The sequence below is a fragment of the Paraburkholderia humisilvae genome (genome assembly GCF_902859855.1).
GTDB classification, from domain to species: Bacteria; Pseudomonadota; Gammaproteobacteria; order Burkholderiales; family Burkholderiaceae; genus Paraburkholderia; species Paraburkholderia humisilvae.
Map to the genome: position 1 here is coordinate 124,166 of NZ_CADIKH010000013.1, position 26,707 is coordinate 150,872.

20 protein-coding genes are annotated in these 26,707 nt (G+C 63.8%); 4 read left to right on the forward strand and 16 right to left on the reverse strand.

The genetic code is table 11. The annotated features are described in order from the left end of the window. Window positions 1-42: 42 nt before the first annotated feature. Window positions 43-2,409 carry an LPS-assembly protein LptD gene (locus tag HV796_RS15755; protein ID WP_175227433.1) on the reverse strand — a complete coding sequence of 789 codons (2,367 nt, stop codon included), beginning with the start codon at window positions 2,407-2,409 and terminating at the stop codon, window positions 43-45. A 237-nt stretch (window positions 2,410-2,646) separates the two neighbouring features. Here HV796_RS15755 and HV796_RS15760 point away from each other — a divergent pair, with 237 nt between their 5' ends. Both HV796_RS15760 and murU read left to right on the forward strand, forming a co-directional pair. Next, window positions 2,647-3,726 (forward strand): aminoglycoside phosphotransferase family protein, encoded by a 1,080-nt coding sequence (locus HV796_RS15760; protein ID WP_175227434.1) that lies wholly within the window; start codon window positions 2,647-2,649, stop codon window positions 3,724-3,726. 3 nt (window positions 3,727-3,729) lie between these two features. After that, window positions 3,730-4,467, forward strand: coding sequence for an N-acetylmuramate alpha-1-phosphate uridylyltransferase MurU (gene murU / locus HV796_RS15765; protein WP_175227435.1), 738 nt, complete (start codon window positions 3,730-3,732; stop codon window positions 4,465-4,467). A 59-nt stretch (window positions 4,468-4,526) separates the two neighbouring features. On the opposite strand, the gene HV796_RS15770 is transcribed toward murU, so the two are convergent. Beyond that, the gene (locus HV796_RS15770; protein WP_246355885.1) at window positions 4,527-6,470 is read right to left on the reverse strand and encodes an ABCB family ABC transporter ATP-binding protein/permease; all 1,944 of its coding nucleotides are present in this window, start codon (window positions 6,468-6,470) and stop codon (window positions 4,527-4,529) included. Window positions 6,471-6,684: 214 nt separating this feature from the next. On the opposite strand from HV796_RS15770, the gene HV796_RS15775 reads away from it, so the two are divergent. After that, on the forward strand, window positions 6,685-7,080 hold the full coding sequence (locus HV796_RS15775) for an acyl-CoA thioesterase (protein ID WP_175227436.1): 396 nt from the start codon (window positions 6,685-6,687) through the stop codon (window positions 7,078-7,080). Here HV796_RS15775 and HV796_RS15780 read toward each other — a convergent pair whose 3' ends face one another. Both HV796_RS15780 and HV796_RS15785 read right to left on the reverse strand, forming a co-directional pair. Continuing rightward, on the reverse strand, window positions 7,081-10,215 hold the full coding sequence (locus HV796_RS15780; protein WP_175227437.1) for a sensor domain-containing protein: 3,135 nt from the start codon (window positions 10,213-10,215) through the stop codon (window positions 7,081-7,083). A 195-nt stretch (window positions 10,216-10,410) separates the two neighbouring features. Next, the gene (locus HV796_RS15785; RefSeq protein ID WP_175227438.1) at window positions 10,411-10,887 is read right to left on the reverse strand and encodes a nitrate reductase associated protein; all 477 of its coding nucleotides are present in this window, start codon (window positions 10,885-10,887) and stop codon (window positions 10,411-10,413) included. 148 nt (window positions 10,888-11,035) lie between these two features. On the opposite strand from HV796_RS15785, the gene fdhD reads away from it, so the two are divergent. Further along, window positions 11,036-11,872: a formate dehydrogenase accessory sulfurtransferase FdhD gene (gene fdhD, locus HV796_RS15790; protein WP_175227439.1), complete on the forward strand. Its 837-nt coding sequence runs from the start codon at window positions 11,036-11,038 to the stop codon at window positions 11,870-11,872. A gap of 51 nt (window positions 11,873-11,923) precedes the next feature. Here the strand turns inward: fdhD and HV796_RS15795 are convergent, their stop codons facing one another. The 12 genes from HV796_RS15795 to ubiB form a co-directional block, all read right to left on the reverse strand. After that, window positions 11,924-12,688, reverse strand: a complete 765-nt coding sequence (locus HV796_RS15795) for an enoyl-CoA hydratase (protein WP_175227440.1) — start codon at window positions 12,686-12,688, stop codon at window positions 11,924-11,926. 87 nt (window positions 12,689-12,775) lie between these two features. Beyond that, window positions 12,776-13,978, reverse strand: a complete 1,203-nt coding sequence (locus HV796_RS15800) for an acetyl-CoA C-acyltransferase (protein WP_175227441.1) — start codon at window positions 13,976-13,978, stop codon at window positions 12,776-12,778. A gap of 23 nt (window positions 13,979-14,001) precedes the next feature. Continuing rightward, window positions 14,002-16,440 (reverse strand): 3-hydroxyacyl-CoA dehydrogenase/enoyl-CoA hydratase family protein, encoded by a 2,439-nt coding sequence (locus HV796_RS15805; RefSeq protein WP_175227442.1) that lies wholly within the window; start codon window positions 16,438-16,440, stop codon window positions 14,002-14,004. 117 nt (window positions 16,441-16,557) lie between these two features. Further along, the gene (locus HV796_RS15810) at window positions 16,558-18,345 is read right to left on the reverse strand and encodes an acyl-CoA dehydrogenase C-terminal domain-containing protein (RefSeq protein WP_175227443.1); all 1,788 of its coding nucleotides are present in this window, start codon (window positions 18,343-18,345) and stop codon (window positions 16,558-16,560) included. A 59-nt stretch (window positions 18,346-18,404) separates the two neighbouring features. Beyond that, a complete protein-coding gene (locus HV796_RS15815) occupies window positions 18,405-19,013 on the reverse strand; it encodes a TetR/AcrR family transcriptional regulator (protein ID WP_175227444.1) in 609 nt (202 codons plus the stop codon). A gap of 234 nt (window positions 19,014-19,247) precedes the next feature. Continuing rightward, entirely contained in the window at window positions 19,248-20,504 is a 1,257-nt protein-coding gene (clsB, locus tag HV796_RS15820; RefSeq protein ID WP_175227445.1) for a cardiolipin synthase ClsB, read from the reverse strand. Then, window positions 20,501-20,989 (reverse strand): dihydroneopterin triphosphate diphosphatase, encoded by a 489-nt coding sequence (gene nudB / locus HV796_RS15825; protein WP_175227446.1) that lies wholly within the window; start codon window positions 20,987-20,989, stop codon window positions 20,501-20,503. Before nudB ends, clsB begins: the two co-directional genes overlap by 4 nt. Before the next feature lie 197 nt (window positions 20,990-21,186). Beyond that, on the reverse strand, window positions 21,187-22,989 hold the full coding sequence (gene aspS, locus HV796_RS15830; RefSeq protein ID WP_175227447.1) for an aspartate--tRNA ligase: 1,803 nt from the start codon (window positions 22,987-22,989) through the stop codon (window positions 21,187-21,189). 64 nt (window positions 22,990-23,053) lie between these two features. Next, window positions 23,054-23,713, reverse strand: a complete 660-nt coding sequence (locus tag HV796_RS15835; RefSeq protein WP_175227448.1) for a DUF502 domain-containing protein — start codon at window positions 23,711-23,713, stop codon at window positions 23,054-23,056. Window positions 23,714-23,796: 83 nt separating this feature from the next. Continuing rightward, window positions 23,797-24,183, reverse strand: a complete 387-nt coding sequence (locus HV796_RS15840; protein WP_175227449.1) for an FmdB family zinc ribbon protein — start codon at window positions 24,181-24,183, stop codon at window positions 23,797-23,799. Window positions 24,184-24,393: 210 nt separating this feature from the next. Continuing rightward, window positions 24,394-25,062: a methyltransferase domain-containing protein gene (locus HV796_RS15845; RefSeq protein WP_175227450.1), complete on the reverse strand. Its 669-nt coding sequence runs from the start codon at window positions 25,060-25,062 to the stop codon at window positions 24,394-24,396. Window positions 25,063-25,126: 64 nt separating this feature from the next. Continuing rightward, window positions 25,127-26,704, reverse strand: a complete 1,578-nt coding sequence (gene ubiB, locus HV796_RS15850) for a ubiquinone biosynthesis regulatory protein kinase UbiB (RefSeq protein ID WP_175227451.1) — start codon at window positions 26,702-26,704, stop codon at window positions 25,127-25,129. Window positions 26,705-26,707 lie beyond the last annotated feature (3 nt).

Below are 26,707 nucleotides of genomic sequence, written 5' to 3' on the forward strand. Positions count from 1 at the left end.
TTCGCAGCCCGTCTCTTCGCATTTTATAAGCGGCCGAAACCGTCACTCGAAATTGTTGAACCGCGATTCAGGCGGCGGCGGCGGCGGCGGCGGCGTATAGCCGGCGATGCTCGAACGGAACGCGGTCACGAGCCCGTTGTCGACGCTCGACAAACCCTTGAGCGTCAACTGCGCAAGAAACCGCGTTGCGGAAGTTGCGAGACCCGACGTGTTGACCCCGTTCGCGTAGCGCTGCACACCGACGCCTAGCGTCCAGCAGTCGGCGTCGTACTGCATGCCGAACAGGCCGTCGACCAGCCGGTGACCTTGCATGTCGTAATTGACGCGCCCCACCACGAACACCCGGTGCGACAGCGGCCATTGCCCCGAGACAAGGATCTGGTTGATCGGCTGGTTATCGAGCGTCGTGTTCGCGCGCGTGTAGCGGTAGCCGAGGTTGATCACCTTGCCCGTTTCGGGACTGAACCCGAAACCAATGCTGGATTTCACCAGCTGATTGTTGTCAGCATTATATTGGAACGCGGTTTCCGACGCGAAACCGGCGCCGAGTTTGACCGAGGCCCCTGCGATCAGGTCCGAATGGTGCGCGGTGGTTTGCGACTGACCCGGCAGCAGCGTCACGCGCTGATCCGTAAAGTAGTACTGCTGCGCGATCACGAAGCGCGCGCGTTCGTCGCCGGTCGCCGCGTTGATGAAGCGCGTCGTGACCGCGGCCGTCAGGCGGTTCGCATCGGCGATCCGGTCGTTACCGACGAACGTGTTCGGCGTGAAGATCTCGGCGAGGCCGAAGTCGGAGTCGGCCGTGTCGAAAAGCGGCGCATCCTCCTGATTGCGGAACGGCGTGTACACGTAGTACAGCCGCGGTTCGAGCGTCTGGATATAGTCCTGCCCGAAGATGCGCACCGAGCGGTCGAAGATCAGCCCGGTATCGAACGTGAACGTCGGAATCGATTCGGTGAAGTTCTTCGGCTGTCCGGCGACCGAATTCGTGCCGAGGTTGCTCAGGTCGTACGCCGCGAAGTGGTATTGCACCTTCGGCGTGATGAAGTAACCCGGCCCCACCACCGAATACGACAGGTACGGATTGAAGACGACCCGGTCGCCTTCGGTCATGTTGTCGGCCGTGATCCGGAAGCGCGAGTAATCGGCCTCGGCTCCGAAGTCGAAGCCGTTGACGTTGAACTTCGTGTACTTCACGTTCAACTGCGGCTCGCGGCCGTACGGCGGCGTCGAGCCCTCCAGCGTCTGCCAGTGCTGCTCGCGGGCCAGCACTGACCACGGACCGTTGTTGTACGTGAGGCCGGCTTCCTGCTGGTACAGCAGCTGCGTGCCGTTCAGGAACTGGCTCGTCGACGACGACAGGTCTTCCGGGTAGGTATTGTCCGAGACCTTGTTGTAATAGACGTAGCCGCCGAACCCGTTGCCGAAGTTCTGGTTGTGCTGGATGTACAGCGCGTAGCGATTGGTCTTCGTGATCGCGTCGTCCGGCAGGAACTGGCCAGTGAACGAGCCGCTGTAGGTCGGCGACAGATACCGGTAGTTCACATCCGTCAGCACACCGCGCCGCGAAATGATGCGCGGCGTCACCGTCAGGTCGCGGTTCGGCGCGATGTTGAAGTAGTACGGCAGCGACAGCTCGAAACCGTTATTCGAGCTCAGCGAGAAAGTGGGCGGCAACAGGCCGCTCCTGCGATCGCCGGACAGCGGAAACGACATCCACGGGCTCGCGAAGATCGGCACGCCCTGGAAAAACAGCACGCCATTGTGCGCGACGCCTTCTTCGGCGCCCGTGTCAAAGTCGAACTCGCTGCCCTTGATGTACCACGCCGGATTGCTCTCGCACTGGCACGCCGTATACGTGCCCTGCGTAAAAACCGAGCGCTCGCTGTCGAGCAGATCGACGCGCTGCGCGCTGCCCGAACCGCCGGTGGCCGTGAAATGGTACTTCGGCGCGGTCATGAAACCTTCATTCGACTCGACTTTCAGGTGCGCCTCAGGACCGAGGAAGAGCGCGCCATTGCCGCTCAGGCGGACACTGCCGTACGCGTCGGCCATGTCGGTATCCTGATCGTAATGCAGCGCGTCCGCCTTGATGACCGAGGTGGCCTGACGCACTTCCGCCGACCCTTTCGCCGCGATGTCGCGATCGACCGTGCCGGTCGCTGAATCGCTGAGAACGAAGGTAGCGGCACGCTCGCCGTTCGGCAGCGTGTGGTCTTCGAGCTGCGGGGCGAGCCGCAAATCCCATGGCGAGTCGAGCCGCTGCGCCTGCGCCGCAACGCCTGCCAGCTGGGCATACGAAAGCGCAGGAAAGAGGCCCGGCACGGCAACCAGTGCCGCGACAAGCCGCCTTGTGCGCGGCAAGCCGTCGCAAGAGGAGGGGATTCGGAAAAGCTGTCTAGGCGGCATGTATTCGTTTGGCGAATCGGCCCGACCATCAGCTCATGCAGTCACAGTTACCGCCTGCACAAGCGACCCGGCGCAGTCGGATTGCCGAAGTCGGATTTGCGCAAATTGTTCGATCTATTCCAGCGGTGAGGCAGGCGGTCAAACGAGATATGCGAAGGCTGGCGCGAGCCGCGTCAAAAAAGTCGTGGGGTATTATATGGCAAGACGTTCTTAATCCCGTTTTTGGCCCAGGTTTTCATGACGCCGAGCTCCGCTTCTGCTTCCCCATCAGGCTCCGACTCCCCATCCAACCGCCTCGAGCTGCTGACCGCCTGGCTTCGCACGCACGCCGACCGCTACGGTCTCGATCTCGCCACGCTCGCCCCCGCTTCCGCCGACGCCAGCTTTCGCCGTTATTTCCGGCTCGCCGGCCGCGCGGCGCCGTTTGCCGCTCAACGGCCGCAGGCAGCCGCCACGGTGATCGCCGTCGACGCGCCGCCGCCGGAGAAATGCCGCGAGTTCGTGCAGGTGGCCGGGTTGCTCGAAGCCGCGGGCGTGCACGTGCCACGCGTACTGGAAGCCGATTTCGACGCGGGCTTCATGCTCGTCACCGATCTGGGGACCGAGCCGTATCTGAGCGCGCTGAACGAAGGCAATGCGCGCCGCCTGATGCGCGAGGCGCTCGATGCGCTGATCCGCTGGCAGTCCAGCTCGCGCGAAGACGTGCTGCCGCCGTTCGATGAAGCCTTCATGCGCCGGGAAATGGAGCTGATGCCTGAATGGTTCATCGCGCGCCATCTCGGCCGCGAAGTCGACACGGCCACGCGCGGCGTGCTGGATCGCACCTTCGCGCTGCTGGTCGCAAGCGCCCGTTCCCAGCCGCAGGTATTCATGCTGCGCGATTTCATGCCGCGCAACCTGATGATCGCGAGCCCGAATCCGGGCGTGCTCGACTTCCAGGACGCGGTGACCGGACCGATCACCTACGATGTCGCATCGCTGCTGCGTGACGCGTTTCTCAGCTGGGACGAGTCCTTCGAGCTGGACTGCTTCGCGTACTACTGGGAGCACGCGAAAAAGGCCGGCCTGCCGGTCGATCCGGATTTCGGCGAGTTCTACCGGCAGCTCGAATGGATGGGCCTGCAGCGGCATATCAAGGTGCTGGGCCTGTTCTGCCGGATCCACTATCGCGACGGCAAGCCCCACTATATGAAAGACCTGCCGCGCTTCATCGAATACGGACGCAAGGTCGCGCAACGCTACGCGCCGCTCGCGCCGTTCGCGAAACTGCTCGACGATCTCGAAGGCCGCGCAGCCGAAGTCGGCTATACGTTCTGACCGATGACGACACCGGCCACCCCCAACCTGTTGACGACCGCGATGATCTTCGCCGCGGGCCGCGGCGAACGGATGCGTCCACTCACGGACAGCTGCCCGAAACCGCTGCTCGAAGCGGGCGGCAAGCCGCTGATCGTCTGGCAAATCGAGCGGCTCGCGGCCGCCGGCGTGCGTACGATCGTGATCAATCACGCGTGGCTGGGCGAGCGGATTGAAGCGGCGCTCGGTGACGGCGCGCGTTGGGGCGTGCGCTTACGCTATTCGGCCGAGGGCGAGGCGCTGGAGACGGCGGGCGGCATTACACAAGCGCTGCCGCTGATCGAAGCCGCGGGCCGCGCCGAAGTATTCGTCGGGGTGGCCGGCGACGTCTATGCGGATTTCGACTACCGGATGCTGCATCGGCACGCCGCGCGGCTCGCATCGCTGCCCGCGCCCGGCATGCATCTCGTGATGGTGCCGAATCCGGCGTTTCATCCTGACGGCGATTTCGCGCTGCGCGACGGCATGCTGTCGCTCGATGGCGCGCCGCGCTTCACATTCGGCAGCATCGGCGTGTACGACACGCGTATGTTCCGCGATCTGCCGCGCGGCACACGGCGCGCGTTGACGCCCTACTATCGCGACACGATCGCGCAAGGCCGCGCGAGCGGCGAGTTGTATGAAGGGCGTTGGGAGAATGTCGGGACGCCCGCGCAGTTGCTGGCGCTCGATCGCGCGCTACGCGCGGGCGACGCGGGATAGAGCGGGAATAGCGCAAACACGCCCGACCAACCACCGGCTTTCCGCTGCCGGCATCACGCCTAGCGCGCGACGCGGTCCTCGCCGGCGTGCCCTTCACCGACGTGCTCCGCGCCTGCGCGCTCGCCACCGATCGGCTGTTCGGCGTTCCGTTTCTGCGCCTGTTCCGCACGCTGTTGCTGCAACGCCCACATCTGCGCGAACAGGCCGCCCATCCGGAGCAGCTCCGCATACGTGCCGCGTTCGACGATCCGCCCACGGTCCATCACGATGATCTGCTGCGCGTGCACGACCGTCGACAGCCGGTGCGCGATGATCAGCGTGGTGCGCTCGCGCGCGATCTGATCGAGCTCGTGCTGGATCGCGCGCTCGGAGCGCGAATCGAGCGCCGAGGTCGCTTCGTCGAATAGCAGGACGGGCGGGTTTTTCAGCAACGTACGCGCGATCGCGACGCGCTGCTTCTCGCCACCCGACAGCTTGAGGCCGCGCTCGCCGACCGGCGTGTCGTACCCGCGCGGCAGGCTTTCGATGAAATCGTGAATGTGCGCGGCGCGCGCCGCGGCGATCACTTCGTCGTGGCTCGCCGCCGGTCTGCCGTATGCGATGTTGTAGTAGATCGTGTCGTTGAAGAGCACCGTGTCCTGCGGCACGATGCCGATCGACGCACGCAGCGAATCCTGCGTCACATCGCGAATATCCTGGCCATCGATGGTGATCGCACCGCCCTGTGCGCGATCCAGATCGTAGAAGCGAAACAGCAGCCGCGCGAGCGTCGATTTGCCCGAGCCGCTGTGGCCGACCACCGCTGTCGTCGTGCCCGCGGGAATCGTGAAGCTCACATTGTGCAAAATGGGCCGCGCCGCTTCGTAGCCGAAATTCACGTTACTGAAGCGCACTTCCGCGCCGCTCACCGTCAGCGCCGACGCGTGCGGCGCATCGGCCACTTCGCGCGGCGCGGCAAGCAGCGTGAACATCCGGTCCATGTCGGTGAGGCTCTGCTTCAGCTCGCGGTACACGACACCGAGAAAATTCAGCGGAATGTAGAGCTGCAGCATGAATGTGTTGATCAGCACGAGGTCGCCCAACGTGAGCCGGCCGGCCATCACGCCCTGCGTCGCGCGCCACAGAATGAACACGAGGCCGATGCCGATAATCGCCTGCTGCCCGAAGTTGAGCGCGGACAGCGATTTCTGCGAGCGGATGGCCGCCGTTCTGAAGTGCTTCAGGTTCTCGTCGTAACGCTGCGCCTCCCACTCCTCGTTGCCGAAGTACTTGACGGTCTCGTAGTTGAGCAGCGAATCGATGGCCCGCGAGTTCGCTCGCGAATCGAGCTCGTTCATCGTGCGGCGATAATGCGTGCGCCATTCGGTCACCTTCACCGTGTACGTCACATAGGCCGCGAGCGCGATCAGCGTGACAATCGCGTAGTACGCCTCGTACCGGACGACGAAATAGCCGAGCACGAGCCCGACTTCGACGAGCGTCGGCAGGATGCTGTATAGCGAGTACGAAATAAGCTGGGTGATGCCGCGTGTGCCGCGTTCGATATCGCGCGACATGCCGCCGGTCTGCCGTTCGAGGTGAAACCGCAGCGACAGCGAATGCAGATGGCGAAACACCTTCAGCGCGAGCTGCCGCACCGCGCTTTCGGTGACTTTCGAAAAGAGCATTTCGCGCAGCTCGGTGAAGAGCGACGTGGAAAGCCGCACGACCGCATACGCAACGACCAGCAGCCCGACGCCGCTTAACAGCACGATGCCCGGCGCGTGTTCGGCGCGCCCCAGCGCGGTCAGATGCTGGACGGACGCGAGACCGTCGACGATGCGCTTCATCACGACCGGCACACCGAGGTTCGCGACCTTCGCGCCGATCAGACAACTGAGCGCGAACACCACGCGCCACTTGTAGGTAGCGAGATAAGGCAGCAGCGACACGATCGTCTGCCAGTCGTTGCGCGGCTGGTTCGAGATCGGCGCGGGTTCTCGGAGTGGGGCGAGACGACGCATTGACGTTATGGGGAAACACGGACCGGCCGAACGACCTGTTTGCCTGTGCGGACCGAACCTGCGACAGCCGCATCGGTACGCCGCTCGCGCGGGACGCCTGACCAGGGCGTGCGCTTTCCCGTACAATTCCTGATCCCTATATTGTCGCAGAAGCTGGAGCGCCGCGCTGCGCGTCGATTCACGATACCGGCTCACCTTTCCGATGGACACCCCGATGACCGACCTCACCCAACTCCCGCAGAAGTCCTGTGCATTGCGCGTCGTGCCGCAGCCTTCCGATGCGAACGTGCACGGCGATGTGTTCGGCGGCTGGATCATGGCGCAGGTCGACATCGCCGGCTCGATACCGGCCAGCCGGCGCGCGAACGGACGGGTCGCGACGGTCGCGGTCAATTCGTTCGTATTCAAGCAACCGGTGTTCGTCGGCGATCTGCTGAGCTTCTATGCCGACATCGTCAAGACCGGCAACACATCGGTGACGGTGGAGGTCGAGGTCTACGCGCAGCGGATGAGTTTCGCGCAGGAAGTGGTGAAGGTCACCGAAGCCACCCTCACGTATGTCGCGACCGACAGCGACCGCCGGCCGCGCGCGCTGCCGGCGGTCGATTGATCATGCACTGACCGGTGCGACAGCCACCGCACCCACGCCCTGCTGCAACATCTGCGGAATCGCGTCACGCGGTAGCGGCTTCGCGAAGAAAAAGCCCTGCATCTCGTCGCACGCACGCTCCTTCAGGAAATCGAGCTGCGCGGAAGTCTCCACCCCTTCCGCGATCACCTGCATCTTCAGCGAATGAGCGAGCGCGATGATCGCCGACGTGATCGTCTCGTCGTCGTTCGACACGCCGATGTCGGACACGAAAGAGCGGTCAATCTTGAGCCGGTCGACCGGGAAACGCTTCAGATAGCTGAGGCTCGAATAGCCGGTCCCGAAATCGTCGATCGCCAGACCGATACCCAGCGCGTGCAGTTCGTTGAGCATGGTCACCGCTTCTTCCGCGTTGCGCATGATCGTACTCTCGGTCAGCTCGAGTTCCAGATACCGCGGCTGGAGGCCGGTTTCCGCGAGCACCTGCTTGACGAGCTTGGCGACATTGCGCTGCTGGAAATGCCGCGCCGACAGGTTCACCGACACGCGCGCGGGCGGCAGCCCTTCATCCTGCCAAGCCTTGTTCTGCCGGCATGCCTCGCGCAGCACCCATTCGGACAACGGCCCGATCAGGCCGCTTTCTTCCGCGACCGGAATAAATGACGACGGCGGCACGAGGCCAACCTCCGGGTCGCGCCAGCGCACCAGCGCCTCGACGCCGACGATCTGCCCGGTGTTGATATCGACCTGCGGCTGATAGTGCAGCAGGAATTCGTTGTCGCGCAGCGCGCGGCGCAGCCGCCGTTCGAGATTCATTCGCGCGCCCGCGCTCGCGTTCATTTCCGGCTGATAGAACTGGAACGTGTTGCGGCCCATGTCCTTCGCGCGGTACATCGCGAGGTCGGCCTTCTTCATCAGCGTTTCGGCGTCGTCGCCGTCCTGCGGGAACAGGCTCGCGCCCATGCTGCAGCCGACGTACAACTCGGTGCCATCGAGCCATACCGGCTCCGAGATCGTCACCCGCACCCGCTCCATCCACGCGATCAGCGACTGCTCGTCGGACGTGTCGGACAGCACCACGACAAACTCGTCGCCGCCATGCCGCGCAACGGTGTCGGTCGCGCGCGCGCAGCGCGCAAGCCGGTCCGCGACCACCGCGAGCAGCCGGTCGCCGACGCTGTGTCCCAGGCTGTCGTTGACGTTCTTGAAGCCGTCGAGATCGATAAACACGACGGCAAGGCCGGTCTGATGGCGCTGTCCGACCACCAGCGCATGCTGCAGCCGGTCGCGCAACAGATTGCGGTTCGGCAAGCGCGTGAGGCTGTCGTAGTTCGCCTGATATTCGAGTTGCTCCTGATAGCGGATCAGCGCGGTCACGTCGTTGATCACGCCGATATGGTGCGTCGTTTCGCCATCGGTATTGGGCACCGGCGCGATATACAGCTGATTCCAGAACAGCGCGCCGTCCTTGCGGTAGTTGCGCAGCACCGCGCTGACCTCGCGGTTCGCCGCCAGCGCCTGACGAATCGCCGCGACGCCTTCCTGGTCGCGGTCGTCACGTTGCAGCAGGCGGCAGTCCTGGCCGATCACCTCGGCCGGATCGTAGCCGGTGATCCGCTTGAACGCGGGGTTCACGTACTCGATGACGTTGCCACCCTCCGCCGGCCCGGTAATCAGGATCGCGTTCACGCTCGCGTCGAGCGCGCGGCTTTGCAGCCGCAGCGCGAGATCGGCGCGCTTGCGCTGCGTGATGTCGGTGTACGAGCCGAGCACACCGATCACACGGCCGTCGCTATCGGTAAACGGCAGCTTGCTCGTGATCGTGGTGCGGTATTCGCCGTCGACGACCATATCGAACTCGTAGTTCATCTTCGGCACGCCCGATTCGATCACTTCGGCGTCGTGCAGACGCACATCATCGGCGAACTCGCGCCATGGCAGATCGGCGTCGGTCTTGCCGACCACCTGCTCCGGATACGCGAGGCCCGCGTCGCGCGCAAACGCCATATTGCAACCCAGATAACGGGATTCGCGATCCTTCCAGAACACGCGCTGCGGGATATTGTCGATCACCGTCTCGAGCATCTGGTTCGAGCGCTGCGCTTCGGCTTCCGCATTGATCTGGTCGGTCACGTCGGCGGCCAGCACGAACATCGCCGAGCGACTCATAAACGTGAGCGGGTGATATGAAATGTCCGCACTGATCAACGAGCCGTCCTTGCGCCGGTGATGCCAGATTCCGGCCACCGTACGGCCGGTGCGCGGCGCGGCTTCGCTGCGCTGCAAATGCGATTCGAGACGCGCAATCTCGCTCGACGGGCGGATCGCGCGGATCGTCATCTCGAGGAACTCGCCTTCCGAGTAGCCATATTGATGAACCGCCGCCGCGTTCACCGCGAGAAAGCGCAGCGACTCGCGATCGAAGATGTACATCGGCACCGGATGCTCGTCGAACAGTCCGCGAAAGCGCTCGTCATGGCGCCGCAACGCCCGCACGACGCGCAGGCGCTCACGCTCCTTGCTTTCGCGCGCACCGAACGTGTAGATCAATAGCGCGCCACCCGCCAGCATCGTGAGCACGAGCAGCAAGGTTGCGCGTTGCGTATCGCGGGCCGACTGGGCAAGCGTCGCATCGAGCGCGAGATCTTCGCGGTGCCGCAACACGGACAGGCCCGATTCGAGCTGGTCCACATCCATGCCCAAGCGGGTGTAGGCGGTCGCGGCCCACACGCGCTGATCGTCCGGCACCCCCAACGTGGCGTGTTGCTGCGCGTGCGACAGCGCGTCCTCAATGCTCTTTTGCAGCACGCGGCTGTCGGCGGTCAGCGTGCCGAACATCGCGAGCATCGGCGGGTCGTCGGCCAGTTGGCTGCGTAACGTGTCTTCGAGCCGCGCCATCGATGCGCTCATGGCGCTCGCCGCGCCGTCCGGCACCGCGACGCCGGCCGTCTGGTAGCGCCCGAGCAGCGCGAGGCCATCTTCGATTTTCGCGCGGTACGCGTCGAGATTCTGCCGGATGCTCGTCGCGCGGATCGTGTGGGCGTCGACGTCGCGTTGCGCGCGGATCTGCGTGTACGCAATAAATGCATTGGCGCCGACCGCCGAGGCGACGATCGCGAGGTTGATCAGGAGCCGCTTCGAGAGAATTGGATTCATGGGTTCCGAAGGTCGTTCGTCCTGCGGGCGACGCGCGTCGGCGAATCGATCATTTTTTGCGAGCACGCGGGCGCATCGATCCGGCACCCGATGTGGCACCCGACGTGGCACCTTCACATGCCAACCCATGGATAACGGCAGCGTTCGGAACGAGTTGAGGGCGGGACGGCAAAAAGCAGAAAAAATGCCGCAAAATCAGCGCGCGAGGCCGAATTCCTTCATCGCAGGCACGAAATCGTGATTCCCTTCTGGCTTGCGCGACAGCTTCGCGAGCACGTAGCGCTTGAACGGCTCGAGCTGTGCCCATTGCTCGGTGCTCGGCGCGACAAGCTGTGCAACGTTTGCCTGATGCACAACGCCGTCCGGCACGGTATCGATGGCGCGCCAGGCGGGCGCATCTTCCGGCGTGAACCAGTCCGGCTCGACGTTCGCATGGGTGCGCATCATTTCGAAGAGCGCGTGATCGAAGTTCGGCTCGATCGCGGTGTCCTCTTCGACCGGGAAGCGCGCGAGCAGCGTGCGATCTTCGTGCGGCAGCATCTGCCATTGTGCAAGCGAAATGCGCAGCCCGAAACGATCGAGATTGAAGCGTACGCACATCGGTATGAAGGTCAGATTCTCCGAAGACTCGACTTCGAAGTGAAACAGCAGAGGCGCTTCGTTCAGTCCCATGGCGGATCCTCGGAAGTGGCGGCCGGAAGTGACGGATCGCAAACGGCGGGCTGCGCTGGCGGCGACCGCCGCGCAAGCAAAGCCGGCTTGAGGTATTTTAGAACCTTATTGGCCACACACCAGCGGCTGGCCACACGAGGAGTCGCGCTTGAACCCACTGGAAACCGCCGGCCAGCCCGGCACGATCGAGCAGCCGGTACGCCGGCACCGCGGCGGCGCGATCGAGACCGTCGACGACCACGTCGGCCAGGAGTGGCCGGTCGCACTCGTGTTCAACGGCATTTCGCATGCGGTGATGATGTGCACGCCACGCGACCTGGAAGCGTTTGCGGTCGGTTTTGCGGTGTCGGAAGGTATTGTCGATCGCAATGCCGACATTCAGGACATCGAGGTTGAGCTGCACGAAAACGGTAACGCGGACAGCACACTCCCGTATGCGGAAGTGCAGTTGACGGTCGTGCAACAAGCGTTCGTCGCACTGAAGGAGAAGCGCCGGGCGCTCGCTGGCCGCACCGGTTGCGGCGTGTGCGGCATCGAGAGCATCGACCTGCTCGATCTGCAGCCCGAGCGCGTGCCCGATACCGGCTTCCTGCAGCGTCTCGCGCCCGACGCCATCGCGCGTGCGGCGCGCGAACTGCCCGCGCATCAGGCACTGACCCGCCTCACCGGCGGGCTGCACGCCGCCGCGTGGTGCGATGCGACCGGCGCGATCCGCTATGCGTTCGAGGATGTCGGCCGCCACAACGCGCTCGACAAGCTGATCGGCCAGTTGGTGCTCGACCGCGCGGACACGAAAGACGGCTTCGTGTTCCTGTCGAGCCGCGCAAGCTACGAGCTGGTGCGCAAGGCGGCGCGCGTCGGCGTGCCGATGCTCGCGACGATCTCGGCGCCGTCGTCTCTGGCGATTGCCATCGCGCGGGAAGCCGGTGTGCGGCTCGTCAGCTTCTGCCGCGAAAACAGCTACGTCGACTACGACACCGTGTGACAGGGTGTGACGGATCGCGTCGCCGCGCCGCGCGCCGCAACGGCGCAGGCGCTACGAGACGGAGCGAAAGTCCGGCTTGCGCTTTTCGAAGAACGCGCTGAATGCTTCGCGCGCAGCCGGCGCGAGCAGCATCTTCGCGAAGTGCACGGCCTCTTCGGCCATTTGCGTGTGCACCTCGTGCTGGCTCGCGCGCTTCATCAGCGACTTGGTCGCGCGCAGCGACGAAGCCGGTAACGCCGCGAGCTTCCGCGCCTGCTGAAACGCGAATGCATCGACTTCACCGGCTGGCAGCAGCCGGTTCACGAAACCCATCCGCTGCGCTTCCCGCGCGTCGAACGCCTCGCCGAGCAGCAGCTTTTCGGCTGCGGCCTGATAGCCGGCGACCCGTTGCAACAGCAACGATGACGCCGCTTCCGGACACAGACCGAGCTGCGTGAACGGCAACGCGAATGTCGCCGTATCGGCTGCATAGACGAGATCGCAATGCAGCAGCATGGTCGTGCCGATGCCGACCGCCACGCCCGCCACCGCCGCGACAAGCGGCTTTTCCGCCGAACTGATCGCGCGCAGGAAACGGAACACCGGTGCGTCTTCACCGACCGGCGGCGTCTTCAGGAAATCTTCGAGATCATTGCCTGCACTGAAGATGCCCGCGCTGCCTCGCAGAAGAATGGCATGCACGGCGGCGTCGGCCTGCGCGTCGGCAAGCGCGTCCGCCATCGTCTGATACATCGCGGCGGTGATCGCGTTCTTTCTGGCGGGTCGGTTGATCGCAATCGTCATCACGCCTTCGGCGCGTTCGACCAGAATGTCCATGCCGTCTCCTGTGCGTGGCTGTGCGTGGCGGTGAAAGAAACGGCGCGTCGCGTGACTCGCCGTTGCCCTGCGATTAAAAACACGCGATTAAAGGCGCTCGATGATCCCCGCCGCGCCCATGCCGGTGCCGACGCACATCGTCACCATCCCATACTTCAAGTTGCGGCGGCGCAGTGCATGCACGACCGTCGAAGCCCGGATCGCGCCGGTCGCACCCAGCGGATGGCCGAGGGCAATCGCGCCGCCGATCGGGTTCACCTTTGCCGGATCAAGACCGAGATCCTGGATCACCGCGAGCGATTGCGCGGCAAACGCTTCGTTCAGCTCAATCCAGTCGATGTCATCCTGCTTGAGACCCGCGGCCTTCAGCGCGGCCGGAATCGCTTCCTTCGGCCCAATGCCCATGATTTCCGGTGGCACGCCGCGCACCGCGAAGCTGACAAAGCGCGCGAGCGGCGTCAGATTGAACTGCTTGAGCATCTTCTCCGACACGACGATCAGCGCACCGGCGCCATCCGACGTCTGGGAGCTGTTGCCGGCCGTCACCGACCCCTTGTTCGCAAACACCGGACGCAGCTTCGCGAGCCCTTCGATCGACGTATCCGGGCGCGGACCCTCATCGAGCGACACCTCACGCGTCTTCACGCGCACTTCGCCGGTCGCGAGATCGGGGAAGCGCTCGACGAGCGTGTACGGCGCGATCTCGTCCTTGAACTCGCCGGCTTGCTGGCCCGCGAGCGCCCGCTGGTGCGACTGCAATGCGAACTGGTCCTGCGCGTCGCGGCTCACTTTCCAGCGCTCCGCCACACGCTCTGCGGTCAGCCCCATCCCGTACGCAATGCCGACATCCTCGCCGCGATCGAAGATATGCGGCGACAGCGACGGTTTATTGCCCATCATCGGCACCATCGTCATCGATTCGCAGCCGCCCGCGATCATCGCATCCGATTCGCCAACGCGGATGCGGTCCGCAGCCATCACCAGCGCGGTCAGTCCGGACGCGCAGAAGCGGTTGACCGTCACGCCGCCGACCGTGTTCGGCAAGCCCGACAGCAGCGCGCCCATGCGCGCGACATTCAGTCCCTGCTCGGCTTCCGGAATCGCACAGCCGACGATCGCATCTTCGATCACGCTCGTATCGAGCCCCGGCACCTGCGCGACCGCTGCGCGGATCGCGTGCACCAGCAGTTCGTCGGGGCGCGTGTTCTTGAACATGCCGCGCGGCGCCTTGCCGATCGGCGTGCGCGCCGCGGCGACGATATATGCGTCCTGCAATTGCTTGTTGCTCATGTGATTGCTCCTTGGTCCGCCGCTCAGTTGCGCACCGGCTTGCCGGTTTGCAGCATGCCCATGATCCGTTCCTGCGTCTTTTGCGTGCCGAGCAGTTCGATAAATGCGCGGCGCTCGAGCGTGAGCAGCCACGCTTCGTCGACCATGCTGCCCGCTTCGACGTCGCCGCCGCAGATCGTTTCGGCGATGCGGCTTGCGATCAGATAATCGTGCTCGCTGATCAAGCGGCCATCGCGCAGATTGACGAGCTGCGCCTTGATGGTCGAAATGGCCGAGCGACCCGCGACCGGCACCTGTGCGCCGCGCAACGGCGGCCGATAGCCGGCCGCGGACAGGGCGCGCGCTTCCTTCTTCGCCACGTCGAGCAGTTCGAACACGTTGAACACGATCGTGTCCGACGGCTTCAGATAGCCCATCGTGCGCGCCTCGAGCGCGGAGCCGGACACTTTCGCGGTCGCGGCGTTTTCGAACGACTTCTGCAGGAACCTCAGCAGATCACTCGCGCTCGCGCCAACAGCGCTCGCGGCTTCGGCGGCACGCAGCGCGGCCTCCTTGAGGCCGCCGCCGGCCGGCAGCAGGCCGACACCGACTTCGACGAGACCGACATAGCTTTCGACGTGCGCAACGCGCTTCGCGCTTTGCAGCATCAGCTCGCAGCCGCCGCCGAGCGCGATACCCGACACGGCCGTCACGACCGGCACGTTCGCGTATTTCACGCGCAGCATTGTCTGCTGGAACTTCTGCACGAACGGCTCGATGCCTTTCGCACCGCCCTTCATGAACGCGGGCAGGGCTTCTTCAAGATTCGCGCCCGCGGAGAACGGACCGCCCGGCGTGCCGAGCTTCAGCGAAGTCGGCTGCCAGATCACCACGCCCTTGTAGTCCTGCTCGGCAAGCTCGATGGCCTGCACGAGGCTGTCGAGCAGCGCCGGTCCCATCGTGTTCATCTTGCTTCTGAACGACACGATGACGACATCGTTTTCACCCGCGCGGTCGTCGACCCACGCGCGCAGGCCGTCGTTTTCGAACAGTGTTTTGCCGTAGGTCTTCGGGTCGCGTCCCGCTTCGCCGGCGAGGGGTGCGCGGAACACCTGCTTGTCATATACCGCCAGCGAAGAGCGCGGCGCGAAGCGTTTCGCCGCAGGCGACCACGACCCTTCGGCGGTGTGCACGCCGCCCTTTTCCGCGACCGCGCCATCGAACACCCACGCCGGCAACGGCGCATTCGACAGCGCCTTGCCCGCCGCGATATCGTCGCGCACCCATTCGGCGACCTGCTTCCAGCCGGCTGTCTGCCATCCTTCGAACGGACCTTCGTTCCAGCCGAAGCCCCAGCGCACGGCGAAGTCGAGATCGCGTGCGTTATCTGCGATCGATTCGAGATGCACCGCGATGTAGTGGAACACGTCGCGGAAAATCGCCCACAGAAACTGCGCCTGCTTGTGATCCGATTCGCGCAGCAGCTTCAGGCGCTCGGCCGGCGGCCGCTTCAGGATGCGGCCGACCAGCTCATCGGCCTTTGCGCCGCTTTCGACGTAATCGCCCGCCTGCGGGTCGAGCACCTTGATCGTCTTGCCGTCCTTGCGATAGAAGCCCGCGCCGCTCTTCTGGCCGAGCGCGCCCTTCTTCACCAATTCGGCAAGTACCGCGGGCGTCTCGTAGACCGGAAAGAACGGATCGTCGGCCAGGTTGTCCTGCATCGTTTTGATCACGTGCGCCATCGTGTCGAGACCGACCACGTCCGCGGTGCGGAAGGTCGCCGACTTCGCGCGGCCAAGGCGGCTGCCGGTCAGGTCGTCGACTTCGTCATAGCGCAGGCCGAACTTCGCGGCCTCGGCGATGGTCGCGAGAATCGAAAAGATGCCGACGCGGTTGGCGATGAAATTCGGCGTGTCCTTCGCGCGCACGACGCCTTTGCCGACGACGCTGGTCAGGAAGGTTTCGAGCTGGTCGAGAATGTCGGGCCGCGTGTGCGTGGTCGGAATCAGTTCGACCAGGTGCATGTAGCGCGGCGGATTGAAGAAGTGCACGCCGCAAAAGCGCGCCTTCAGTTCGTCGGAGAAGCCTTGCGACAATTCGGTGATCGACAGGCCCGACGTGTTCGACGCGAAGACCGCGTGAGGCGCGAGATGCGGCGACACCTTCCTGTACAGATCGTGCTTCCAGTCCATCCGCTCGGCGATCGCCTCGATCACGACATCGCATTCGGCAAGCTTCGCGATATCGTCATCGTAGTTCGCGGGCTGGATAAACTGCGCGTCGTCCTTCACACCGAACGGCGCCGGCGACAGCTTCCTCAGGTTGTCGATCGCCTTCAGCACGATCCCGTTCTTCGGACCTTCCTTGGCCGGCAAGTCGAATAGCAGCACCGGCACCTTCGCGTTCACGAGGTGCGCGGCGATCTGCGCGCCCATCACGCCGGCGCCGAGCACGGCCACCTTGCGAATGATCAGATTGCTCACGTCGTTTCTCCGGAGAGTCATGCAATGTTGCGCAGGCAAGCCGTGCGAGCGGGTCGGCACGGCTGCCACGCGGCACTATCATCAAAACTGCGGTCGGAACCGCGGTCCGCACTGCGTTCAGAACAGCGCTTCGTCGATTTCCATTAGCGTCTTCGCGCCCGCGCGCGCCGCGCGAATCGTCGACGCGGTTTCAGGCAGCAGCTTCGCGAAGTAGAAGCGCGCGGTGGCAAGCTTCGCCTTGTAGAAAGGATCGCCGGAGGCTTCCTTGTCGAGCGCAATGCGCGCCATCCGCGCCCAGAAGTACGAGAACACCAGATGCCCGACCGTGCGCAGGTACGGCACCGCGGCCGCGCCGACCTCGTCCGGATTCTGCATCGCCTTCATGCCGATTTCCATCGTCAGCTTCTGGACTTTGTCGGCAATGTCCGCGAGCGGATTGACGAACTCCTGCATCTCGGGCTTCACGCCTTCTTCGTCGATGAAGTCGGTGACGAGCTTGCCGAACTTCTTCAGCTTCGCACCCATGTCGCCCAGCACTTTGCGGCCAAGCAGATCAAGCGACTGGATCGTGTTGGTGCCTTCGTAAATCATGTTGATCCGTGCGTCGCGCACGTATTGCTCCATCCCCCACTCAGCGATGAAGCCGTGGCCGCCATACACCTGCAACGCGAGATTGGTGCCCTCGAACGCATTGTCAGACAGGAATGCTTTCAGGATCGGCGTGAGCAGCGCGACGAGATCGGCGGCTTCCGCACGAACTGCGTCGTCGCCGTGCGAGGTCTCCTTGTCGATCTGCAGCGCCGCCCAGTATGAAAACGCGCGTGCGCCTTGTGCGTACGCCTTCTGCGTGAGCAGCATGCGGCGCACGTCCGGATGGACGATGATCGGATCGGCCGCCTTCTCAGGGGCTTGCGGGCCGCTCAGCGAGCGCATCTGCAGGCGGTCCTTCGCATAGGCGAGCGAGTTCTGGTACGCGACTTCCGTGAGGCCGAGGCTCTGCATGCCAACACCGAGGCGCGCCGCGTTCATCATCACGAACATCGCGTTGAGCCCTTTGTTGGGCTCGCCAACCAGCCACCCTTTGGCGTTGTCGAGGTTGATCACGCAGGTCGCATTCGCGTGAATGCCCATCTTGTGCTCGATCGAACCGCACTTCACCGTGTTGCGCTTGCCCGGCTCACCCGCATCGTCCGGCAGAAACTTTGGCACGACGAAGAGGGAAATGCCTTTCGTGCCTGGCGGCGCGTCAGGCAGACGCGCGAGCACCAGATGCACGATGTTTTCGGCCAGGTCGTGCTCGCCGCTGGAGATAAAAATCTTGGTGCCGGTAATCGCGTACGAACCATCGCTGTCCGGTTCGGCTTTCGTCCGCAGAATGCCGAGGTCGGTGCCGCAATGCGCCTCGGTCAGACACATCGTGCCGGTCCACACGCCCGATACGAGCTTCGGCAGATACGTCTGTTGCAGTTCAGGCGTACCGTGCGCGTGCAGGCACTCATACGCGCCGTGCGACAGGCCCGGGTACATCGTCCACGCCTGGTTCGCCGAGTTCAGCATTTCGTAAAGCGCGTTGTTGACGAACTGCGGCAGCCCCTGGCCACCATACGAAGGATCGCACGCGAGCGCAGGCCAGCCCGCTTCGACGTAGTGTTGATACGCTTGCCGGAAGCCTTCCGGTGTGGTGACGACGCCGTCACCTTCGTACTTGCAGCCTTGCTGGTCACCGCGCTGGTTCAGCGGAAACAGCACTTCAGAACAGAACTTGCCGGCCTCTTCGAGCACCTGGTTGATCGTGTCGGCGTCGAGCTCAGTGTGCTTCGGCATCTGCCTCGCTTCCGCCTCAACGTTCAGCAGCTCGTGCAGCACGAATTGCATATCGCGCAACGGCGCGGCGTACTGTCCCATGTGTCTCTCCAATCCAGAATGTTGGCCCGAGGGCGCCGCCGAGGCGGCAATGCGCGCCGCTAACGGCTCGCGCCCTCGCCGCTTTGGTATGAAACGATCAGCTTTTCCAGCGCGGCCCACGTCAGGCGCACCGCATCCGGCAGATGCAGAAACCGTGCGTCATGATGCAGACCCAATGTGAAGCTATACAGCTCGAACAACATCAGTTGCGCATCGGTATCCGCGCGCAGATGGCCTTCGTCGATCGCCTGCGAAATGGCGCGCGTGAGTGCCGCTCGCCACATCGTCACGCTCGACACCAGTTGCTCGCGCACCGGGTTGTCCGGCCGGTCGTCATACTCGACCGCGCCGCTGATGTAGATGCAGCCGGTCGTGACTTCCTGGATGCGTTTTTCGATCCAGCGCGAGATCATCGAGCGCAAACGCGGCAAGCCGCGTGGTTCGCGCAAGCTCGGAAAGAACACCTCGTCTTCGAAACGACGGTGGTATTCGCGCACGACTTCGACCTGCAGGTCCTCGCGCGATCCGAAATGCGCGAACACCCCGCTCTTGCTCATCTGCATGCGCTCGGCCAGCAAGCCGATCGTCAGACCTTCGAGTCCGTCGCGGCTTGCCAGGTCCAGCGCTGCATCGAGAATTGCGGCTCGCGTCTGTTCGCCTTTTCGCATAGCTCTTACCGTCAGATGGGAATGAAAAGGAAATCGAACGGCCGTACTATTATTGATGCCGACAGTCCGGGAGACAAGATATTTATTAGAAACGGGTTTCTAACCAGGTTTTCAATTTTGCGTCATCCGTCTTCGACGCGATGCCAATTTTTTAGAGTTATTTGTCTGCATTTTTTGTTGTGGCCTGGCTTGCTTCCGGAAGGATTCCGACGCGGCGGGTCGGCCCCGTTGCGGCTAGTCGTAGCCGCCGACGGTGATCAGCTTCATCAGCGCGCGGTAGCCCTGGTACATGAACCAGTTGAGGAATTGCTCGGAAAGTGGGCGGGCCTCGTAATGCGCGGCATCGATGCCGCGCGACTCGGCAAACGCGGCAAGAATCGCGCCGCGCAGCTTATCGAGTTCGCGATGCTGGACGAGCACCACGTTGGCCTCGTTGTTGAGCACGAGGCTCAAGGCGTCGAGGTTTGAAGAGCCGACCGTACCCCAGTTCGAATCGACGACCGCAACCTTGCCGTGCAGCATGGTTTTCTCGTACTCGGCGATCTTGACGCCGGCGCGCAGCAACGAGCGGTACAGGAACGGCACCGCATAGTCCAGGATGGGGAACTCCTTTCTGCCGATTACGAGCCGCACGTCGACGCCTCGCTGCGCGGCCAGCGTCAGCGCACGCCTGAGCTTGCGGCCCGGCATGAAGTAGGGGTTCGCGAGCAACACCTCTGAGCGTGCCTGGCCGATCGCGGTCAGATACGCCTTTTCGATCGCACGACGGTTGACGATATTGTCGCGCGCGACGAACGCGACGGACGGCTCCGCGGCCGCACGGACGTCACTGCTGCGCACGCGCCGCCACGTGCGCACGAACTGATCGGCGACGGCCTGTGCGTCCGTGCCCTCTGTCTCGGGAGCCGCCTTCGGCCGGTGACCGAGGCGGATGCGTCGCCACTGCAGATCGAACGCGACCCGCACGTCCGCGACCACCGCGCCGCTCAACTCGACTGCGAAATCCCAGCGCGAATAAGGCAGACGCGTACCGTTCTGGTCGTAGTCATCGACGATATTGATGCCGCCGCAGTACGCGTACGTGTCATCGACCACGGCTAGCTTGCGGTGCGTGCGTGAGAAACCGAAGCGGCCGAACAGATGCGGGTTGTAGATCCGATGCTCAATGCCTGCCGCGGCCCAGTCCGCGAACATCGGCAAGCGCTCGGTGCCGATGCCGTCGGTAATCACGCGCACGTGAACGCCACGCGCAGCGGCGCGCAGCAACGCGGCGGACACGTCGTGCCCTGCCTGGTCGTCGGCAAAGATGTACGTTTCGAGCGTGACGAAGCGGGTGGCCGCGTCGACGCGTTCGATCAGCGCGGCAAAATAAGCGTCGCCGGAACTGAAGAGCCGCACGTCATTGCCGGTCGTGAAGCGGTAGCGCGACCGGTAGCGACGACCAATCAGCCTCTGTCCGAAGTTGGCGAAACGGCGCCGGCCGCCGCTCATACGAGACGTCCCTCGCCGCGTGCGCTCACGCGCGCGGGCAATTGCAGGATCGCGTCACGGTTCGACCACGAAAAACATTTTGCCGCCGCTTCGACATATGGCAGCCAGATATGCGCGGTGTGCTCGCGCGGCGCGAGCGTGACTTCGAGGCGGCGTGGCACCTGCAGGCTGAACCAGTGTTCGGTGTTGATCGTCACGCCTTCCGCATAGCGATGCCGCCATTCAGGGAAGATCTCGAACCGGATCTGATGATGCCAGTCGACCAGCGCGTCGCGCGGCACCGTCTGCGCGCCGACGATGATGCCCGTCTCCTCGGCCACCTCGCGGGCCGCCGTCTGCGCGAACGGCTCGTCCGGATCGTTGCGCGCACCCGTCACCGATTGCCACAGCGCCGGGCGATCGGCCCGCTCGATCAACAGCACATCGAGCTCGGGCGTGAAAATCACGACAAGCACGGATTCGGGAATCTTCGGCGGTTTCGGCATGAGTCGTCTGTCGGAAAGCGTCGGCGACGCAGGTCGATCGGTGAGTGTTCACCGCGAATGTAACGCAAAAAGCGAAAAAGGCGCTATCAAGCGCCTTTTTCGTGCGTGGCATCGACCGCCTTGCGAAGCGGTTCCGCGAGCGGCGCCCGCCTGCCACTTCGCGGTCATTGCGACATCATGAAGCCGTTGTTACGCCCTCATTGCGTCTTCTGCTCCGACTGGCGCAGACGGATATGCAGCTCGCGCAACTGCCGTTCGTCGACTTCGCTCGGCGCCTGCGTGAGCAGGTCTTGCGCGCGCTGCGTCTTCGGGAAGGCGATCACGTCGCGGATCGAGTCCGCGCCGGCCATCATCGTCACGATCCGGTCGAGGCCGAACGCGATACCGCCATGCGGCGGCGCGCCGTACTGCAACGCGTCGAGCAGGAAGCCGAACTTCAGGCGCGCTTCTTCCGCGTCGATCTTCAACGCGCGGAAAACCTTGCTCTGTACATCTTCCTGATAGATACGCACCGAACCGCCGCCGATTTCCCACCCGTTCAGCACCATGTCGTAAGCCTTCGCGAGGCAACGACCCGGGTCGGTTTCGAGGAATTCGAGATGTTCGTCTTTCGGACTGGTGAACGGATGGTGCGCCGCGACGTAGCGGTTCTCTTCCTCGTCGTACTCGAACATCGGGAAGTCGATCACCCACAGCGGCTGCCAGCCCGATTCGACAAGGCCGTTCGCCTTGCCGAACTCCGAATGGCCGATCTTCAGACGCAGCGCGCCGAGACTGTCGTTGACGACTTTCGCGCGGTCGGCCGCGAAGAAGATGATGTCGCCGTCCTGCGCGCCGGTGCGCTCGATGATCGCCGCGACGGCCGCGTCATGCAGGTTCTTGACGATCGGACTTTGCAGACCGTCACGGCCCTTCGCGACTTCGTTGACCTTGATCCACGCGAGGCCCTTCGCGCCGTAGATGCGCACGAACTCGGTATAACTATCGATGTCGCCCCGCGACAGCTCGCCGCCCTTCGGAACGCGCAGCGCCGCGACACGGCCATCCTTCGTGTTGGCCGGCGCGCTGAACACCTTGAATTCGACATCCTTCACCGCGTCGGTGAGATCGGTGAACTCGAGTTTCACGCGCAGGTCCGGCTTGTCCGAACCGAAGCGGCGCATCGCTTCCGAGTACTTCATCACCGGGAACGGGTCGTTGAGCTCGACGCCGATCGTTTCCTTGAACACGTGGCGGATCATCGCTTCGAACAGATCGCGAATTTCCTGCTCGCGCAGGAACGACGTCTCGCAGTCGATCTGCGTGAATTCCGGCTGACGGTCCGCACGCAGGTCTTCGTCGCGGAAGCACTTCGTGATCTGGTAGTAGCGGTCGAAGTTCGCGACCATCAGCAACTGCTTGAAAAGCTGCGGCGATTGCGGCAGCGCGAAGAACTGGCCCGCATTCACGCGCGACGGCACCAGATAGTCGCGCGCGCCTTCCGGCGTGCTCTTCGTGAGCATCGGCGTTTCAATGTCGATAAAGCCTTGCGCGTCGAGATACTTGCGCACTTCCATGGCGACGCGATAGCGCAAGCGCAGGTTGTGCTGCATCTGCGGACGGCGCAGATCGAGCACGCGGTGCGTGAGACGCGTGGTTTCCGAGAGGTTATCGTCGTCGAGCTGGAACGGCGGCGTGACCGACGCGTTCAGCACGATCAGCTCGTGGCACAGCACTTCGATCTTGCCGCTTTTCAGCCCTGCGTTGGTCGTGCCTTCCGGACGGTTGCGCACGACGCCCTTGATTTGCACGCAGAATTCGTTGCGCACGCCTTCGGCGGTCTTGAACATCTCGGCGCGGTCGGGATCGCACACGACCTGAACGAGGCCTTCGCGGTCGCGCAGGTCGATGAAGATGACGCCGCCGTGGTCGCGGCGCCGTTGCACCCAGCCGCACAGCGATACGCTTTGGCCGAGCAGGTGTTCGGTCACCAGACCGCAGTATTCAGATCTCATCGACATGATGTTTGTCTTTCGTTTTGCGTGAGTGAACGGTGCACGGCGCCTGTTGCGCCATGCACCGGCATTACATGGGAGGCTCGACAGGCGTGCGGCGCGCCGGCGTCACCGGCTGCGGCGCGGGCGGCGCGACGACGCCCATCGAGACGATGTACTTGAGCGCCGCCTCGACCGACATATCGAGCTCGACCACATCGCTCCTCGGCACCATCAGGAAGAAACCCGACGTCGGGTTCGGCGTGGTCGGCACGTAGACGCTCACGCAGTCTTCCTTCAGGTGATTGACCACGTCGCCGCCGGGAATGCCGGTCAGGAACGCGATCGTATACGCGCCGCGGCGCGGGTATTCGATCAGCAGCGCCTTGCGAAACGCGTTGCCCTTCGATGACAGCAGCGTGTCCGACACCTGCTTCACGCTCGTGTACAGCGGACCGACCATCGGAATGCGCGCGACGATCAGTTCCCACCAGCCGACGAGCTTCTGCCCAATGAAATTCTGCGTCAACAACCCGACGACGAAGATAAAAGCTATCGTCAGCACCGCGCCGAGGCCTGGCAGGCGGAAACCAAACAGATTTTCGGGGCGCCACGCGCGCGGCAGCAATAGCAGCGTCTGATCCATCGTGCCGATGATGAGGCCAAGCACCCACAGCGTGATGGCGAGAGGCACCAGCACCAGCAGGCCGGTCAGGAATACCGATTTGAGCGTCGTCTTTTTCGTCGTCATTTGCTTTGCCAGAAATCCGCGCGGACGTTGCCTCGCACGGCGTGGCCGCCGCCTTGCGGGCGGCTCGACCGCTTGTGCACTGCCTAACTGCTGCTTGCGCCGCCCGACGCGGCCGGCGCGGCGGCCGACGTGGAAGGTGCGGAGGACGTGGCTTCAGTGGTGCCGCCCGACGCGTCGGCCGAGCCGGACTTGCCGCCTTCGGGCGATGCCCCTGCGCTACTGCCGTCGCCGTTGCTATTGCCGTTCTTTTCGGATGCGTTCGACGCATTCGACGCGTTCGAATTGCCGCCACTACGGAAATCGGTAACGTACCAGCCCGAGCCTTTCAGCTGAAAGCCCGCGGCGGTGACCTGCTTGCGGAACGTTTCAGCTCCGCACTCCGGGCAACGCGTCAGCGGGACGTCGCTCAGTTTCTGAAGCACGTCTTTCCCGAAGCCGCAGGACTCGCAACGGTATGAGTAGATCGGCATGACCTTTGTCCCTACAGAAATCTTGGAAGCGCTTGCAAAGCCTTGAATTATAGCCGCAAACGGTGTCGACTCCCGGAAATCGGGTGTCGGGCGACACCGTGGCGTTCACGGAGAACGGAACACCGAGACTGACTTCTGGCGGCCGTCCTTTGGTGCCGGGCGGTGGCCTTAAACAGCGCCCGCATTAAATAAGGGCGGCCAGCGCGAGAATCAAGTACGCGAGCTGCGCGAAGGCGCCCGCCGACGCCACGTCAACCATCGCTCGCGGCCCGCAAAGACCTCGATCGAATCGGCGACGGGTTCGTCTTCGATCAGCTCGAATGACGGTGCGAGGAGCGCGTCAAGTTCCGCGCGCTCGATGGCGAACGGCGGCCCCTTTTCAGTCGCCGCGATGAAAAAGAAGCCGGCCAGCCATCCACCTTCGTGCAGTAACAACGCCATCCGCCTCGCGTAGTCGTCGCGACGCGCGAGCGGCAACGCGCACAGAAACGCGCGTTCATAGATCCAGCCAGACGTGACCGGCGGTTGATAAGCGAAGAAATCCGCCTGTTCGACGGCTGCGGCGTGTGGGCCCATTTGCGCGCGCGCCCGCTCGACCGCCCGCGGCGCGAAATCGATCGCGCGTACCGGCCAGCCGCGCTCGGCAAGCCAACGCGCCTCCCACGCGCTGCCGCAGCCCGGAATCAGCACCGGCACGGGCGTGTGGCGCGCGGCGAACGACGCGAAAGCGGCCGGCACGCCGGCCTGATCCCACGGCGTGAAACCTTGCGCGAAGCGCTCGTCCCAGAAGTCCGCCGCGTTCGGATCGCGGCTTGAGAATTCGGGCGCCGCTGGATGCAGCGATCCGGGAGGCTCCGGCGGCTGTTGAGGTTTGGTCATCGACTTTCCTCGCTATCGTACGGCGGCACGGGCGTGAGCCGTCAGTTTGCCGCTGCGCGGCCACTCAGCCGCCGTACGCGAACGCGATCCATGCGCGCGCGAGCACCGCGCCGACGCCGACCGCGACACCGAACATCAGCAGCCCCTGCAGCAGCCGGTTGGTCCGCTTCTGTTCGAGCAGAATCTGGCGAATCGTTTCGTCATTGACGCCACGCTGCGCATCGTGCCGAAGCGCAAGCGCCTGGTGCACAAGTCGCGGCAACTGCGGCAGCGTCTTGCTCCATTGCGGCGCCTCTATCTTCAGCCGCTCGTACCAGCCGCGCAAGCCGATCTGCTCGTTCATCCAGCGCTCGAGATAAGGCTTCGCCGTCTTCCACAGATCGAGTTCGGGATCGAGCGAGCGGCCGAGACCTTCGACATTGAGCATCGTCTTTTGCAGCAGCACCAGCTGCGGCTGGATCTCGACGTTAAAGCGCCGCGATGTCGAGAAGAGCCGCATCAGCACCTGGCCGAGCGAGATGTCTTTCAGCGCGCGGTCAAAGTAAGGCTCGCAGACCGCGCGTATCGCGCTTTCCAGTTCCTCGACGCGCGTGTTGGACGGCACCCAGCCCGACTCGAGGTGCAGCGTCGCGACGCGATGATAGTCGCGTTTGAAGAACGCGAGAAAGTTCTGCGCGAGGTAGTTCTTGTCGAAGTCCGACAGCGCGCCGACGATCCCGAAGTCGAGTGCGATATAACGTCCGAAGTGCGCCGGGTCGAGACTCACCTGGATATTGCCGGGGTGCATGTCCGCGTGAAAAAAGCCATCGCGAAAGACTTGCGTAAAAAAAATCTCGACGCCTTCGCGCGCGAGCTTCGGAATATCGACGCCGGCCGCGCGCAGCGTTTCAACCTGACTGATCGGCACGCCGACCATGCGCTCCATCACGAGCACGTTCGGCGTGCAGAACTCCCAGTACATCTCAGGCACGAGCAGCAGATCCAGTCCGGCGAAGTTGCGCCGTAACTGGCTGCCGTTCGCGGCCTCGCGCATCAGGTCGAGTTCGTCGTGCAGATACTTGTCGAATTCGGCGACCACTTCGCGCGGCTTGAGCCGTTTGCCGTCCGCCCACAGCCGTTCAGCCCACACGGCGATATCGCGCAGCAGCGCGAGGTCCGAGTCGATCACGGGCAGCATGTTGGGGCGCAGCACCTTGACCGCCACCGACTTGCCCGCATGCTGACCGGCCTTCACCGTCGCGAAGTGCACCTGCGCGATCGATGCACTCGCGACCGGCACACGTTCGAAATCGTCGAACAGTACGCTGACCGGCGCGCCCAGCGCCTTCTCGATGATCGAGATCGCGACATCGGAGTCAAACGGCGGCACCTGGTCCTGCAGCTTCGCAAGCTCAATCGCGATGTCGGGACTCAGCAGGTCGCGCCGCGTCGACAGCACCTGGCCGAACTTCACGAAGATCGGCCCGAGGCTCTCGAGCGCGAGACGCAACCGCAGGCCGGGCGGGTCTTCGAATTTGCGGCCGATCGTCGTGATACGCAGCAGCAAGCGCACACGACGATCGTTGATGCGGCTCAGCATCATCTCGTCGAGACCGAACCGGATGACAGTAAAGAAAATCTTGAGAAAGCGCAGAAAACGCATGGT